The 13,455-nt window shown below is 51.9% G+C and carries 13 protein-coding genes and 1 tRNA gene; 10 read left to right on the top strand and 4 right to left on the bottom strand.

What is annotated here, in order from left to right:
* Entirely contained in the window at positions 1-1,644 is a 1,644-nt protein-coding gene (locus tag DWB63_RS03905; RefSeq protein ID WP_128327506.1) for a CTP synthase, read from the bottom strand.
* A gap of 172 nt (positions 1,645-1,816) precedes the next feature.
* On the opposite strand from DWB63_RS03905, the gene DWB63_RS03900 reads away from it, so the two are divergent.
* The 4 genes from DWB63_RS03900 (at position 1,817) to DWB63_RS03885 (ending at position 3,851) form a co-directional block, all read left to right on the top strand.
* Positions 1,817-2,632, top strand: a complete 816-nt coding sequence (locus DWB63_RS03900; RefSeq protein WP_128327505.1) for a phosphoribosylformylglycinamidine synthase subunit PurQ — start codon at positions 1,817-1,819, stop codon at positions 2,630-2,632.
* A 10-nt stretch (positions 2,633-2,642) separates the two neighbouring features.
* On the top strand, positions 2,643-3,131 hold the full coding sequence (locus DWB63_RS03895) for a nucleoside deaminase (protein WP_241648607.1): 489 nt from the start codon (positions 2,643-2,645) through the stop codon (positions 3,129-3,131).
* Between the two features lie 78 nt (positions 3,132-3,209).
* Positions 3,210-3,596: a NifB/NifX family molybdenum-iron cluster-binding protein gene (locus tag DWB63_RS03890; protein ID WP_128327504.1), complete on the top strand. Its 387-nt coding sequence runs from the start codon at positions 3,210-3,212 to the stop codon at positions 3,594-3,596.
* Positions 3,597-3,755: 159 nt separating this feature from the next.
* Positions 3,756-3,851 (top strand) — tRNA-Ser (locus DWB63_RS03885).
* 190 nt (positions 3,852-4,041) lie between these two features.
* Here DWB63_RS03885 and DWB63_RS03880 read toward each other — a convergent pair.
* Positions 4,042-4,866, bottom strand: a complete 825-nt coding sequence (locus DWB63_RS03880; RefSeq protein ID WP_128327503.1) for a mechanosensitive ion channel domain-containing protein — start codon at positions 4,864-4,866, stop codon at positions 4,042-4,044.
* Between the two features lie 251 nt (positions 4,867-5,117).
* On the opposite strand from DWB63_RS03880, the gene DWB63_RS03875 reads away from it, so the two are divergent.
* The 3 genes from DWB63_RS03875 to DWB63_RS03865 all read left to right on the top strand — a co-directional run bounded on the left by DWB63_RS03875 (position 5,118) and on the right by DWB63_RS03865 (position 6,887).
* The gene (locus tag DWB63_RS03875) at positions 5,118-5,513 is read left to right on the top strand and encodes a methylated-DNA--[protein]-cysteine S-methyltransferase (RefSeq protein ID WP_128327502.1); all 396 of its coding nucleotides are present in this window, start codon (positions 5,118-5,120) and stop codon (positions 5,511-5,513) included.
* The gene (locus DWB63_RS03870) at positions 5,492-6,379 is read left to right on the top strand and encodes a DMT family transporter (RefSeq protein WP_128327501.1); all 888 of its coding nucleotides are present in this window, start codon (positions 5,492-5,494) and stop codon (positions 6,377-6,379) included. The genes DWB63_RS03875 and DWB63_RS03870 overlap by 22 nt, the downstream gene beginning before the upstream one ends.
* A gap of 64 nt (positions 6,380-6,443) precedes the next feature.
* Positions 6,444-6,887 carry a DUF1499 domain-containing protein gene (locus tag DWB63_RS03865; RefSeq protein ID WP_164879781.1) on the top strand — a complete coding sequence of 148 codons (444 nt, stop codon included), beginning with the start codon at positions 6,444-6,446 and terminating at the stop codon, positions 6,885-6,887.
* 62 nt (positions 6,888-6,949) lie between these two features.
* On the opposite strand, the gene DWB63_RS03860 is transcribed toward DWB63_RS03865, so the two are convergent.
* Positions 6,950-7,129, bottom strand: a complete 180-nt coding sequence (locus DWB63_RS03860; RefSeq protein ID WP_128327499.1) for a ferredoxin — start codon at positions 7,127-7,129, stop codon at positions 6,950-6,952.
* 159 nt (positions 7,130-7,288) lie between these two features.
* On the opposite strand from DWB63_RS03860, the gene DWB63_RS03855 reads away from it, so the two are divergent.
* Together DWB63_RS03855 and DWB63_RS03850 are read left to right on the top strand one after the other, a co-directional pair.
* Entirely contained in the window at positions 7,289-8,011 is a 723-nt protein-coding gene (locus DWB63_RS03855) for a sulfite exporter TauE/SafE family protein (protein ID WP_128327498.1), read from the top strand.
* 234 nt (positions 8,012-8,245) lie between these two features.
* Entirely contained in the window at positions 8,246-10,468 is a 2,223-nt protein-coding gene (locus DWB63_RS03850; protein WP_128327497.1) for an adenylate/guanylate cyclase domain-containing protein, read from the top strand.
* Between the two features lie 54 nt (positions 10,469-10,522).
* On the opposite strand, the gene DWB63_RS03845 is transcribed toward DWB63_RS03850, so the two are convergent.
* Positions 10,523-11,785, bottom strand: coding sequence for an FAD-dependent oxidoreductase (locus DWB63_RS03845; RefSeq protein WP_128327496.1), 1,263 nt, complete (start codon positions 11,783-11,785; stop codon positions 10,523-10,525).
* Between the two features lie 248 nt (positions 11,786-12,033).
* On the opposite strand from DWB63_RS03845, the gene DWB63_RS03840 reads away from it, so the two are divergent.
* On the top strand, positions 12,034-13,452 hold the full coding sequence (locus DWB63_RS03840) for a biotin carboxylase N-terminal domain-containing protein (RefSeq protein ID WP_128327495.1): 1,419 nt from the start codon (positions 12,034-12,036) through the stop codon (positions 13,450-13,452).
* Positions 13,453-13,455: the final 3 nt, after the last annotated feature.

Genomic DNA, 13,455 nt, shown 5'->3' with positions numbered 1-13,455 from the left:
CTACTTCTTGCCCTTTTCGTCCTTGGCAGCCTTGATAAAGTCCCTGAACAGCGGATGCGGGTTCATGGGATTGGACTTGAACTCCGGATGGAACTGACATCCCAGAAACCAGGGATGAACCTGATGCGGCAATTCCACAATCTCGACAAGAGAGTCGTCGGGAGCGGTGCCGGACAGAATCATGCCGTTTTCCTCGAATTGTGCAATATACTCGTTGTTGTATTCAAAGCGATGGCGATGGCGCTCATCAATGTTCACGGCCTTATAGGCAGCGTAGGCGATGGAATCTTTCTTGAGCTTACACGGATAAGCTCCAAGACGCATGGTGCCGCCCTTTTCTGATTCCTCACAGCGGGTTTCCGTCTTCTTGGTGCGGAAGTCGAACCATTCTTTCATCAGATATATGATGTTGTGGGGAGTGGTCTTGTCGAATTCCTCGGAATTGGCACCCTCCAGGCCGATCACATTGCGGGCAAATTCGATGCAGGCGCACTGCATGCCAAGGCAGATGCCGAAGAACGGCACCTTGTTTTCGCGGGCATACTTGATGGCCAGAATCTTACCCTCGACACCGCGGGAACCGAATCCTCCGGGAACAAGGATACCGTCCAGGCTCTTGAGCTTCTTCTCCACGTTGGCCGGAGTCACTTTCTCGGAATTCACGTATTCAAGCTCGACCTTGACTTCATTGGCCACGCCACCGTGCACCAACGCTTCGTGAAGACTCTTGTAAGCCTCGGTCAGATCAACATATTTGCCGATAACACCGATTTTGACGGACCCTTTGGGGTTCTTGAGCCTGTAATTGAGCTTTTCCCAGGGTTCGAGTTCGGCGTTCTTAGCGGGCAGTTTCAGGAGAATGGCGATCTTCTGGTCGACGCCTTCCTCATAAAATTTCAGGGGAACTTCGTAAATGGATTCGACATCCACACCGGTAAAAACGGCATCCTGGTCAACATCGCAGAAGAGCGCGATCTTCTGTTTGAGATCATTCGGCAGTTCCACCTCGGAACGGGCAATAATGATGTCGGGCTGAATGCCCACACTGCGAAGCTCCTTGACCGAGTGCTGGGTGGGCTTGGTCTTCAATTCGCCTGCGGCTTTGATGTAGGGAACCAGGGTCAGGTGGATGAACAGGACGTTCTCCTTGCCCAGGTCGTTCTTGAGCTGACGAATGGCTTCCAGGAAGGGCTGGCCTTCGATGTCACCAACGGTGCCGCCGATTTCGATCAGGGCCACATCCTCGCCGTTGGGCAGATTGATGACCGCTTCCTTGATGGCGTCCGTGATATGCGGGATTACCTGCACCGTACCGCCCAGGTAATCGCCACGGCGTTCTTTTTGAATAACCGAGTTGTAGATGGAGCCGGAGGTGTAGTTGTTTTGCTGGCTCAACGCAGTGCCGAGATACCGTTCATAGTGCCCCAGGTCGAGATCGGTTTCAGCACCGTCGTTGGTGACATACACTTCACCGTGCTGAAAGGGATTCATGGTGCCGGGGTCGACATTTATATAGGGATCAAGCTTCTGAATGGTCGCCTTGAGGCCGCGGGCCTGGAGAAGTGCCCCGATGGATGCCGCGGCCAGGCCTTTGCCCAGAGAAGAGAGAACACCACCGGTAATAAATATGAATTTGGTTTTCATATGCTCGAAAGCCCCTTAGTTATACTTAAATTACAATACGATATCATGATCGACATCATCTGTCGGCCATGTTGACTGTCATGCGTCGGGCACGTATGTTCCTGCCCAGCACGCGCTGCTCAGCAAATTTTGCAGGGTAATGCGACAAAGTCAATACGAAGAGGAGAATTTCATGGCCCGCGTCAACGCCCTTGTCATCACCGGATACGGCACCAACTGCGAAAAGGAATCAGCTTACGCCCTTGAGCAGGCAGGTGCGGATCACGCCGATATCATATATTTTTCCGATCTTGCAGCAGGCCATGTACGCATGGACGACTATAACTATCTGCTCTGTCCAGGCGGTTTTCTTGACGGCGACGATCTCGGAGCAGCCCAGGCAGCCGCGCTCCGTTGGCGCTGGTCCAACGATGCTGACGGCAAACCCGTGCTCGACCAGCTCAAGGGATTCTTCGACAAAGGCGGCATCATCCTGGGTATCTGCAACGGCTTTCAACTGCTATGCAAACTCGGCCTGCTCCCTGCCATCGGCGGCAAATATTTTGAACGCCAGGTCTCCTTATCCTACAATGACTCCGGCCGGTTCGAAGACCGCTGGGTCCGCCTGAAAACAAACCCGGCCTCTCCCTGCGTGTTCACCAAGGGCATCGATTGCCTGGATGTTCCCATCCGGCACGGCGAAGGCAAGATAATTCCCATGGATGCCGCCACATTTCAGGCACTTCAGGACGACAACCTGATCGCGGTCCAATACGTCGATCCAAAGTCCAATGAGCCGACCTTGGAATATCCTTACAATCCCAACGGTTCTCCTCTGGGCATCGCCGGATTGACCGATCCCTCGGGCCGCATCCTGGGCCTCATGCCCCACCCAGAGGCCTACAATCATCGCACCAATCATCCGTCCTGGACTCGCGGCACCGATCCGAACATCCCGCTCGGCCTGACCATGCTCGAAGCCGGGGTGCGCTATCTGAAGGCCCAATAGCCCCGTATCCATGGCTGCCCCAACTCCTCCGAAACCGCCTGCCGGAACCAGTTGGCGCTCCCTCATGGATGTGGCCTTTGAAGAGGCGTGCAAGGCGGCCAGGACAGACGAGGCACCCATAGGGGCAGCCTTGTTTGCCCCGGACGGATCGCTTATGGCTTCGGCCCACAACCGGCCCATCGCCCTGAACGATCCCACCGGACATGCCGAGATCTTATGCCTACGCAAAGCGGCCGAGATCACAGGGAATTACCGCCTGACCGGGAGCATCTTGGCGGTCACGCTCGAACCCTGCCTCATGTGTACCGGCGCGCTCATTCACGCTCGGATCGCAGGAGTGGTCTTTGCTGCCAGGGATGAACGGGCCGGAGCGTTGGTCACCAACCTTCAGGGGTGTTCCCTGCCCTTCACCAACCACCATATGTGGACGGTCGAGGGCGTTATGGCCGAAGAATGCCGAGGTCTGCTCAAGCGTTTTTTCCTTGAACGCAGAAAGTAGCGCCCTATCCCTTTACAAGCGGACAAACCGCCTTACCTTCTCGTTTCAACAAATATTTACATACTCAGGAGCTCTGATATGAAAATTGCTATTCCCACCCGCGACGGCAACATCGACGACCATTTCGGCCATTGCGACCACTACACCATCATGACCCTGGACGACGACAGGAACATCGTCGGCAAGGAACGGATGGATTCACCCGAAGGATGCGGCTGCAAATCCGACATCGCCCCGGTCCTGGCCGAAAAGGGCATTAAAGTCATGCTCGCCGGCAACATGGGCCAGGGCGCGCTGAACATCCTGAAAGGCGTGGGCATCGAAGTGGTCAGGGGCTGCTCCGGTCCCATCGACGAAGTTGCCGCCAAATGGCTTGCCGGTGAGCTTCAGGACAATCTCATCACTTGCGACCACCATGATTGCGACAATCACGACCACGACCACAGCCAACTGAAGCCGCTGTAAGAACACTTTCAAGGCAAGATAAAACGCATTCCGGCCCGCTGTCGGAAGGCGTTTTCATTCTATTGCCCATTAGTCAGAAGCACACCAGGGCCAAAAGGTGCTTGCCAGTTGCGCTCAGTCTGTTTATAAACCCTTTCCACATCGGCACTAGCCGCAAGCGGAGAGGTAGCGAAGTCCGGCCGTAACGCGCTCGACTCGAAATCGAGTTATGGGTTCATAGCCCATACGTGGGTTCGAATCCCACCCTCTCCGCCACGAATTGAAAAGCCCTGAGTATTTCTACTCAGGGCTTTTTGTGTTTATTCGAAATGGGTATTGTGCCCCCCCCAGATATGAAGAACTTATTCTTCCCCGTTGAGTTGTGGGAACACAACAGGCAACCGGCCAATACCGCGTCTTGGTCGGCGACAAGTGGCACATCGCGACACCGAGGTCGTGATTATTTCTACTGTTCCTCGGTCAGTTCAATAAGGCCAGGTTCAAGCTTATGCAGGAAACGGGTTGTGATGAATTCCTCACTTTCACGAATCAGACGCGCACGGCAAATGTATCTCAGTGTAAGCTTGACGCCGAACATTCCTACGGAAATATAGACCTTTGGAGTCAGCGTGTTAAAGTAGATCTTGTTTTTTTCGAATGTTCTCTTCACTTTTTCAAGATCAATGGAATTTGCTCTCGAGTATTCGTTGGCCACTTCCAGTAAAAGAATCTTTCCCTTTTCCCAATCACTCTTTCTGGTGACTGAAAAAGTCATCTCGTTCCATATGAAACCGGCACCACGAGTGGCATTGATTATTGGGAGCGTGTGGACAAGGGAATTGGGAATCTTAATCATCCTGCCGGTGCTGTGACCTGTAGACTGGTCTTGTCCTAGTTCAAGAAGGGTGAAATACAGAAGCCCTTTGTCAATGACATCACCGGCATGATCTCCCACTTGAACCCTGTCGCCAATTGCGAAAAGTTCACGCCAGAAAATCACGAAAGAACCCAGAAAATTCAAAATGATTTCCTTGGCTACGATGGTCAATGCGGCTGCAACGATAGTCAGGGCTGTCAACATCGGGCCGATTCCATCCAGCCATATGACGACCATGGCAATGCCAAAGAAAAAAACAGCCGTGTATTTGATGACATACTGGGATTCAGAGATCCGTTCTTTGTTCTTCTGTGAAATCGAAATGGCGATCTTTGCAAACACGGTTATGACAATTGCCAGGATCAGACTTGACAACACTTTGATTCCAAAAGGATTATTGAAGATATCTTCCATGCAAACTCCATGTACTCTTAAATTCACATACAGTATCGGTGCATATGGATGAGGAAACAAGTCTCATCCAGCACACGTTTGTCAGTACACAAACGGGAATAGCACCCCGCCAACTCTATTAAGCTACTCACTCATTTTCAACAGATACATAGTCATGTATTACTACAATTCTTGCCCATGAAGCAGATTGAACTGCAAAGACAAAGCAAAACGCCATTGCCTCCCGACGTCAACCGGATTATCAAACCGTCATGGACTCCTCTCCTTTCACGCAAAAAGTCATCCATGCCATCCGTTCCATACCCAGGGGCAAAGTAACGACTTATGGCACTATTGCAACCATGGCCGGCAATCGTCGCGCAGCACGCCAGGTTGCACGCATCCTGCACTCCTGCTCGCGCAAGGAAGAGCTTCCATGGCATAGGGTTGTCAACAGGGAAGGGAAAATATCCCTGGGACAACTCCAGGGATACGATCTGCAAAAATCGCTGCTCCTGGCAGAAGGAATTGAGTTTGATCATGCGGATCGATCCTCATGGACCGATTCCAATGGCCAATCTGACAAAGCCATTTCCGTCAACAAGAAAGCCGTTGCCAATACCTATTCGCTGTTTTATCAACGCCCATGCTCAGTAACAGGCCATTAGGCTTACTTTACGCCCTCCTGGCGGTGACCATCTGGTCCGGCAACTTCATCATTGCCAGCGGGTTTGTGGGCATCGTGCCACCGATCACTCTGGCCGCATTGCGCTGGACTACGGCGAGCTTGTTTTTGTTTCCTTTTGCGGCAAAATCCATGCGTCGGGACATGGCCGCCCTGCTCGAACACAAGTACTCCCTGCTTGCCGCTGCCTTCACGGGCGTCACAGTGTTCAATACGCTGGTTTACATCAGCGCCTGGACAACGGACACGGTGAATCTGGCCCTGCTGGCATCGATCACGCCAGTCTTTGTTGTCATCCTCGCCCGTATCTTTCTCAAGGAAACGATTTCCCCGCTTCGCACGGTCGGCCTATTGGTGGCCATCTGCGGCATGATGATAATCGCAACTAGAGGCAACATGGATGTCCTGCTCGGCTTGACTTTCCGTGCAGGCGATCTCTGGATGCTTTTTGCCGGATTCCTCTGGGCCATATATTCGATTCTGGTCAAGCGAAAGCCCGATACGATCAGCCGAAAATCCTATCTTGGCGCCATTTTCTTCCTGGGAGTCATTCCGCTCATACCGGCCGCTTTGATCGAACAACATTTTTATCCGGCCTGGTCCGTGACCCCGGCCATTGTCGGGGTTATGCTCTACATCGGAATCGGGGCATCCCTTATAGCCTTCATCCTCTGGAACTCCGCCATCATGCTCATCGGTCCCGGCACGTCCGCCCTGTTTCAGTATTTCATTCCGGTTTTCAGCGGCATAGGCGCCTACTTCCTGCTGGGACAGCCCATCACATGGGCTCATGCGGCTGGCTTTGTCCTCATTTTTTCAGGCGTGGCCATGGCCACCCGATCCAGGTGACAGTTCGTCGAAAACCATGGAGAGGGGTTGCTTTTTTACAACGTTTTACAATAGATTGAGCACCATGAAACAGATACTTTACTCCTTATGCATCATTGTTGTCCTGACTTCCCTTTCCGGTTGTTCCACCAAAATCCCTGTGATGGGAATGAAGGACGGCCGTTTTGCAGCCTGTACTGTGGACGATTGCGTCTCCTCCCAAACCGATGACGTGAAGTATAAAATCGATCCGATCAAGGCCACGGGCAGCCCCGAGATAGTCATGGTGGACCTCGCCAACTCAGTGGAGTCCATTTTTGGCGGCAAGGTCCTTGAGGCCGACGGCAACTACTTGCGGGCCGAATTCAAAAGCACCATCCTGAGAACCATGGACGACGCCGAATTTTTCTATGATGAACAGGCGGGAGTGATTCACGTTCTTTCCATGTCCCGTGGCGATACTTTCGATTTTGACAGTAACCGCGAGCGCATCGAAAAGTTGCGTACCTTTTTTGAGAAAAAGAACTGATCGACGACAAAAAAAAGACCGCACCCTGGTGCGGTCTTTTTTTTGTTCATGCCATGCACTGCCTATTTGGAAATCGCCTCGTTGGGGCAGGTTTCAATAGCTTCGTCAACACAAGCAGCATCCGAGTCAGGAGCAATAACCACAGCCTTCTCCCCGTCTGCATCCATTTCAAAAACATCCGGGCATATTTCGACGCATGATTCACAGCCGATGCATTCATCCGGATCAATGACAATACTCATAAGCTCAACCTCCTGAGATACTGCAATTTGTTAAAAAAAACGCCAATTCGTTTTTATCTATAACCTGTGAGCCATTTTAGTTGCAACTGTTTTTCCATCTTTATTTTCCGACATGGATTCTTCATTGAGATACTGGGATAAATACAGTACTCCACGGCAATGCTTGAATTAGTCGCCATTATTTCAATAGTACTAGTCGCCGCATTTCTCCAGGGACTGACCGGATTTGGCTTCGGACTCATCGCCCTGCCGCTTCTAGGACTTTTTCTGAACATCAAGACCTGCGTACCGCTCATGGTGCTGCTGGCTGTTCTCATCAGCCTGTACCTGAGCATACGCCTGCGCGACAGCATCCATCTGAAAAGCATCTTCACCCTGATGCTGGCCACCCTGCCCGGCATTCCCTTGGGAGTTTACGTGCTCAAGCATGTTTCAACCCAAACACTGTCCATAGGACTCGGCATCCTGATGATCCTGTTCACAAGCCACCAACTCTTATATAAACCAAAATCCCGACAACTCAAGCCCATCTTCACAGTCCTTGCCGGTCTCTTGTCCGGTTTTCTTGGAGGAAGCATCGGCGCAGGAGGGCCGCCGGTCATTATTTACACAGCCTTGCAACCCTGGTCCAAAGATCAGGTCAAAGCGACACTGGCCTGCTACTTCGCCATTTCGGGTCTCATCATCATCGCATCACACGCCATTTCCGGGATGATCACACATGAAGTCCTGCGTCTTTACTCCATGTCGCTTCCGGCGCTTGTTGCGGGCATTTATCTTGGCACCCTAGCCTACAAGCACATCTCAGACCATGGATACCGGAAACTCGCATTCATCCTCGTATTTTTGCTGGGCCTGATGATGATTTTCAAGAACATCTGACGGCCCGCTGTAACATCATGGGGCAAACCACGGGAACAAGCTGCCGCGTCCTTACGCCCCTCCTGTCTGGGTTTTAATAAAAACTACTGCAAATCAATATAGTTGCAATCTCTCGGTGAGTTTTCAAGGGGAAAGGATCTGAAAATTATCCGGTGCAATGTGAGTTTCTCTTTATATTCTATCTATCATCTGTAATAAATGGAGGGTCATACAACCTCTTTCCAACACAGACATATGTTTGAACTGCTAAAAAAAATATTCAAGAAAGATCAGTTGATACTCCTTGGCACCGGCGTCTCGGTCACCCTGATCATGATCTTTTTCTTCATCAGCAAACCTCAATTCCTTTATTTATTGGAATTGAAAATTTACGACCACTACCTGAAAGAATACCATCATCCGGCAGCCACACAAATCCCGGTGATCATCGATCTCGACGAAAAGAGCTTGGCCGAACTGGGGCAATGGCCCTGGCCGCGATACCGGGTCGCCATGCTTCTCAAATTTCTCACCGCTTACGGTGCCATAGCCGTGGCTTCGGATATCATCTTTGTCGAACCGGACAGAACGTCACCCAATATAATGGTAAAGGATCTGAAAAATGAGCTTCAGATCGATATCGGCTTTCAGGGACTGCCCAACGACTTGATGGACTATGACAAGCTCCTGGCCTTCAACCTCAAGGACGGCCCGTATGTTCTCGGCATCGACTTCCTCAATAACAGGAAAGGACATACAACCGCCATCGAGCGAGATGCCAGTTTCATAAAACCGGCCAAGGTAGCCATTCTCTCTCCCCCAGGCGCCATGTCACCCCATGACGCTCTTCCCAAAGCCGACCAGATGATTTGCCCCATTCCGATCCTGTCCAAGGCGGCACCGCAAACCGGTTTCATCACCATCTCGCCGGACCTGGATTCCGTATACCGCAGAGTCCCGCTGCTCTACAGCTACAATAATCAAATATATCCAAATCTTGCCCTTGCCACACTGATGCAGGCATCAGGCATGAGCAACATGGTCCTCAAGATGTCTTCCATCGGCGTGGAGTCACTCAAATTTAACGGCGTCGTCATTCCCACGGATGCCAACGGTCAGATGCTCATCAACTACAGGGGCGGAATGAAGACCTTTGAGTACATCAGTGCTTCCGACGTCCTGCGCCGAAAACTCCCAGCCGGCCATCTCGATGGGCGCATCGCCATCATCGGCACGTCTGCCTCGGGTCTGAAGGATATCCGAGCCACTCCGCTCGATCCGGGCTTCCCTGGAGTGGAAGCCCACGCCACCATAATCGACAACATTTTATCACAGCAACTGCTCTCTGTCCCGGACTGGGCCCCGGGCTTTGAATTCGTTTCCATGCTGATCTGCGGAATTCTCACCACGTTCCTGATAATGTGGGCCAGGGCCTCCTGGATCATTCTCCCCCTGATCGGGTGTGGATATGTCATGTGGCACGGCTCGGTCCTGCTCTTCGAAGAACAGAACTATTTCATTTCGCCTATGTACGCCTACCTCACGCTGGCTTTGACATTCACCACCCTGACCATCATCAAATTCTGGCGCGAGGAAATTGCAAAACGGTTCATCCACGGTGCATTCGCCCATTACCTGGCCCCGTCCGTCATCTCTCAGATCATGGAAAACCCTGACGCTCTTTCCCTGGAAGGCCAGGAAAAGGATATCACCATTCAGTTCTCGGACGTACGCAGCTTCACCTCCTTGTCCGAAAAACTGACACCGACACAGGTTACCGACCTGCTCCACGACTATTTGACGCCCATGACGCGAATCATCACCGAGCATGAAGGCACTCTGGACAAATTCATCGGCGATGCGGTCATGGCCTTCTGGAACGCTCCACTTGACGTTGAAGACCACCAGGAGAAATCACTTCAGGCCGCCCTTGCCCAGCAGGAGAAGCTCAAGGAACTCAATGTGGAATTCCTCGAAAAATACGGCTTCACCATTGCCGTGGGAATCGGCATTCACTCCGGTTCCGTTCGCGTCGGCAACATGGGATCGGCCGACCTCTTCGACTACACCCTGATCGGCGACAACGTGAATCTCGCTTCCCGTCTGGAGAGTCTGACCAAATATTACGGTCAGAAACTGATCGTGAGTCAAAACATCGTAGACGCCTGCGGCGACAAATACTATTTCCGCATCCTGGACAACGTCCGGGTCAAGGGCAAAGAACAACCGGTGAAAATTTACACAGCCTATACCCTTGAAGAAGCGGAATCGCGCAAGGATGAACTTGCGCTGTACGAAAAAGCCCATGACACCTACACGGAAATGGACTTCAAGGAAGCCAAAAAACTGTTCACGGAACTCAAGGAAGCCGACGTTGAACCGCTCCTCTATGATCTCTACATCGAACGGTGCGAACTCCTGAAAGACAATCCGCCCGAGTGTGGATGGGACTGTGTATTCACTCACAAAACAAAATAAAAAAAAGAGCCGCAACAATGCGGCTCTTCTCTCGACATACTGCGGAAATACGATTCAAGGATTGTTCATCATGGCTTCGATGAAGCTGTCCGGCCACAAGGCAGGGGAAGGATCTCCCTCCATGAGCTGTTCCTTGGCCTTGGCGTCCAATTCAAAACCGTTCTTGATGAAGCTTGTATAAAAGCCTGCCACATCAATATCGCCGATGAGGATGCACCCGGCCAGCACATTGTCCTTGAAAATGAGTTTCCGGTATACTGAATTCTCCCGATCAAGATGGACGGCGGTTTCGTATTCGTCGTCATCGGCCAGATTGGTCTCGCCCACGGAGATGGTCGGCAATCCGTAATATGTAATGGAGTTCATGGACATGCCACCCGTATAGGGGGTGTTCGCACCGGCCATGTTTAGCCCGGCATAACGGCCTTGGGTATAGGCATTGGGCCAGATGGGACGAACGGTATATTCTCCGGTGAGCAGGTCCTTGGCTTCGGCCACATCGCCTGCGGCAAAGATATCGTTATCACTGGTGACCATGTAGTCGTTCACACGAATGCCCTGTTCGGTGACCAGGCCTGCCTGTGCAGCCAGTCCCATGTTGGGGCGAACGCCGGCGGCCACAATGACAACATCAGCAGCCACCATGCCTTTATCCGTTTCCACACCTTTGATGGTGCCGTCCTCGTAACGGACTATCTGCTTGGTGGCGGTGCCCTGAAGAAACCTGATGCCGTTCTTTTCCAGATGATTGACAATCAGTTCTCCGGCTGTTTCATCGAAATAGGTACGCATGATACGCGAGCGAACCACGATAGTGGTGTCCACGCCTTTTTCGGCAAACCCTTCAGCGGCTTTGAGCGCGATAAGCCCCGCGCCGATGACCACTACCTTCTTGACTTTATCCACCAACTCCTTGAGGATTTCCGCATGAGCCACGGTGGTGAAATTATGCACGCCGGGTCCGTCGATGCCTGCCAGGTTGGGCTTGACCGGGGTTCCTCCTGTGGCCAGAAGCAACCTGTCGTAACTCACGGTGTCGCCACAATCCAGAGTCAGGATTTTCGCCTTGGTGTCAATGGACAACACCCTGGAACCCAAGCGTATTTCAACCTTGTTTTTCTCGTAGAATTCCTTGGGACGAAACGGAAGCGTATCGAATTTGATCTTGTCCGACAGATAGTAGGAAATAAGCGGACGGCCGTAGGTCGGCACAGCTTCATCGCTGATTACCATGATGTTTCCGTTCTTGTCGTGTTGGCGAATGCCTTCAATGGCTCCTATGGCCGAAACGCCATTTCCCACAATAACGTAATTCATGCAAAGCTCCTCTTCATCCAAATCAATTTGCATTGACAATAATGACAATTGCGAACAGTCAAAACCTGGCGGACAAATTTTTTACACATTTTTTAGTAAATAATCCATCAGAATAAATTCAAACACTCGTTTCAGACTAACACTGTGTAAAAATTGTAAAAGTGACTTTTTAAAAAATTTGCAAGATACGTGAAGAAGCGCTATTTAAGGCACCTCCAAAACACACCTGTAAACGAGATAATCCAATAGTGAACATAGACGGAAACAAAATACTGATAGCCAACAGAGGCGAAATTGCCGTTAGGATCATGGAAGCCTGCTCCGATCTGGGACTGTCTTTTGTCGCACTCTATACCGATGAAGATTCCCAGTCCGGTCACCTAGACGTCGCTCGCAGACTCGGAGGCGAGCAGTCTCTTTACCGGATCCACAATTACCTTGACGCCGGCGACATCCTGTCCGTGGCGGACGAGGCCGGCGCCACTGCCATTCACCCCGGATACGGCTTCTTTTCCGAGAACTATCGTTTTGCGAGACGAGTAGTTCAGAGGGACAGACCCATGACCTTCATCGGTCCATCCTGGGAAGTCATCCGCGACCTTGGCGACAAGATCAACACAAAACGAATTGCCAGATCACTCGGGGTTCCGACCGTTCCCGGTTCCGACCGGGCTATATATGATGAATTGGAAGCCGAAGCCATTGCCGAAAGCCTGTTCGAATTCCAGGCAAAGATGGGAGTCAAAAAACCCGTTGTCCTGGTCAAGGCTTCCGCTGGCGGCGGCGGAATGGGCATCGACGAATGCGAGGACATGGCCCGTTTCAGGCAGACCTATCGCCGCATTCGAAACTATTCACTGCGGACCTTCAATGACGAAGGCGTCCTCATTGAACAGCGCATGTTCGATTTCAACCACCTGGAAGTCCAGATCGCTTCTGACCGGTCGGGAACCAATCCGGTCCACTTCGGCACCCGGAACTGCTCTGTGCAGAGTCCCGGCCTGCAAAAACGAATCGAAGTGGCCCCCGGATTCTGGCCGGACGGCTTATCCTACGCCTTTGACGCACAGAAACTGATCGACGACATCACCGAATACTCCCTGTCCATAGCCAAGGAGATCAAGTACGACAATGTCGGCACCTGGGAATGGATCGTGGCTCCCAACGGCGATCCTTACCTGATGGAAGTCAACACCAGAATCCAAGTTGAAAACGGTGTTTCAGCCTGTATCGCCTCGGTAAAAGGCGACAGGAATGTCAACCTCGTTCGGGAACAGATCCGCATCGGCCTCGGAGAGCCGCTCGGCTACACGCAAAGCGATGTCTCCTTCGACGGTGTCAGCATCGAATACCGTCTCATAGCCGAGGACACGACAAACGGTTTTGCCCCCTGGGTTGGGAAAATCCAGGAACTCGGCTGGCCTGGCCGCGACTGGCTGACCCTGCACACCCATGTCCCGCTGGATCGAACGTACCAGATTCCCACTGAATACGACCCCAACCTGGCTTTGGCCATCATTTGGGGAAAGAACCTTGAAGAGGCCAAACAACGCGGCCTGGAATTCCTCAGGGATCTCACTCTCAACGGCGTCGACTCCAGCGGATCAGACATGAAGTCCAACATCCCCTTCCTCATCGCAAAAACTGAAAATCTGCTCGAATTTTAAGCA

The sequence above is a fragment of the Pseudodesulfovibrio sp. S3 genome, from assembly GCF_004025585.1.
Lineage (GTDB): Bacteria > Desulfobacterota > Desulfovibrionia > Desulfovibrionales > Desulfovibrionaceae > Pseudodesulfovibrio.
The sequence above is the reverse complement of the archived record's forward strand: the minus strand, read 5'-3'. Positions and strand labels throughout refer to the sequence as shown.

What these genes read in the sequence shown, in the direction of transcription:
- DWB63_RS03905 (WP_128327506.1), bottom strand. Translation starts at nt 1,644, where the DNA reads ATGAAAACCAAATTCATATTTATTACCGGTGGTGTTCTCTCTTCTCTG.
- DWB63_RS03900 (WP_128327505.1), top strand. Translation starts at nt 1,817, where the DNA reads ATGGCCCGCGTCAACGCCCTTGTCATCACCGGATACGGCACCAACTGC.
- DWB63_RS03895 (WP_241648607.1), top strand. Translation starts at nt 2,643, where the DNA reads ATGGCTGCCCCAACTCCTCCGAAACCGCCTGCCGGAACCAGTTGGCGC.
- DWB63_RS03890 (WP_128327504.1), top strand. Translation starts at nt 3,210, where the DNA reads ATGAAAATTGCTATTCCCACCCGCGACGGCAACATCGACGACCATTTC.
- DWB63_RS03880 (WP_128327503.1), bottom strand. Translation starts at nt 4,866, where the DNA reads ATGGAAGATATCTTCAATAATCCTTTTGGAATCAAAGTGTTGTCAAGT.
- DWB63_RS03875 (WP_128327502.1), top strand. Translation starts at nt 5,118, where the DNA reads ATGGACTCCTCTCCTTTCACGCAAAAAGTCATCCATGCCATCCGTTCC.
- DWB63_RS03870 (WP_128327501.1), top strand. Translation starts at nt 5,492, where the DNA reads ATGCTCAGTAACAGGCCATTAGGCTTACTTTACGCCCTCCTGGCGGTG.
- DWB63_RS03865 (WP_164879781.1), top strand. Translation starts at nt 6,444, where the DNA reads ATGAAACAGATACTTTACTCCTTATGCATCATTGTTGTCCTGACTTCC.
- DWB63_RS03860 (WP_128327499.1), bottom strand. Translation starts at nt 7,129, where the DNA reads ATGAGTATTGTCATTGATCCGGATGAATGCATCGGCTGTGAATCATGC.
- DWB63_RS03855 (WP_128327498.1), top strand. Translation starts at nt 7,289, where the DNA reads ATGCTTGAATTAGTCGCCATTATTTCAATAGTACTAGTCGCCGCATTT.
- DWB63_RS03850 (WP_128327497.1), top strand. Translation starts at nt 8,246, where the DNA reads ATGTTTGAACTGCTAAAAAAAATATTCAAGAAAGATCAGTTGATACTC.
- DWB63_RS03845 (WP_128327496.1), bottom strand. Translation starts at nt 11,785, where the DNA reads ATGAATTACGTTATTGTGGGAAATGGCGTTTCGGCCATAGGAGCCATT.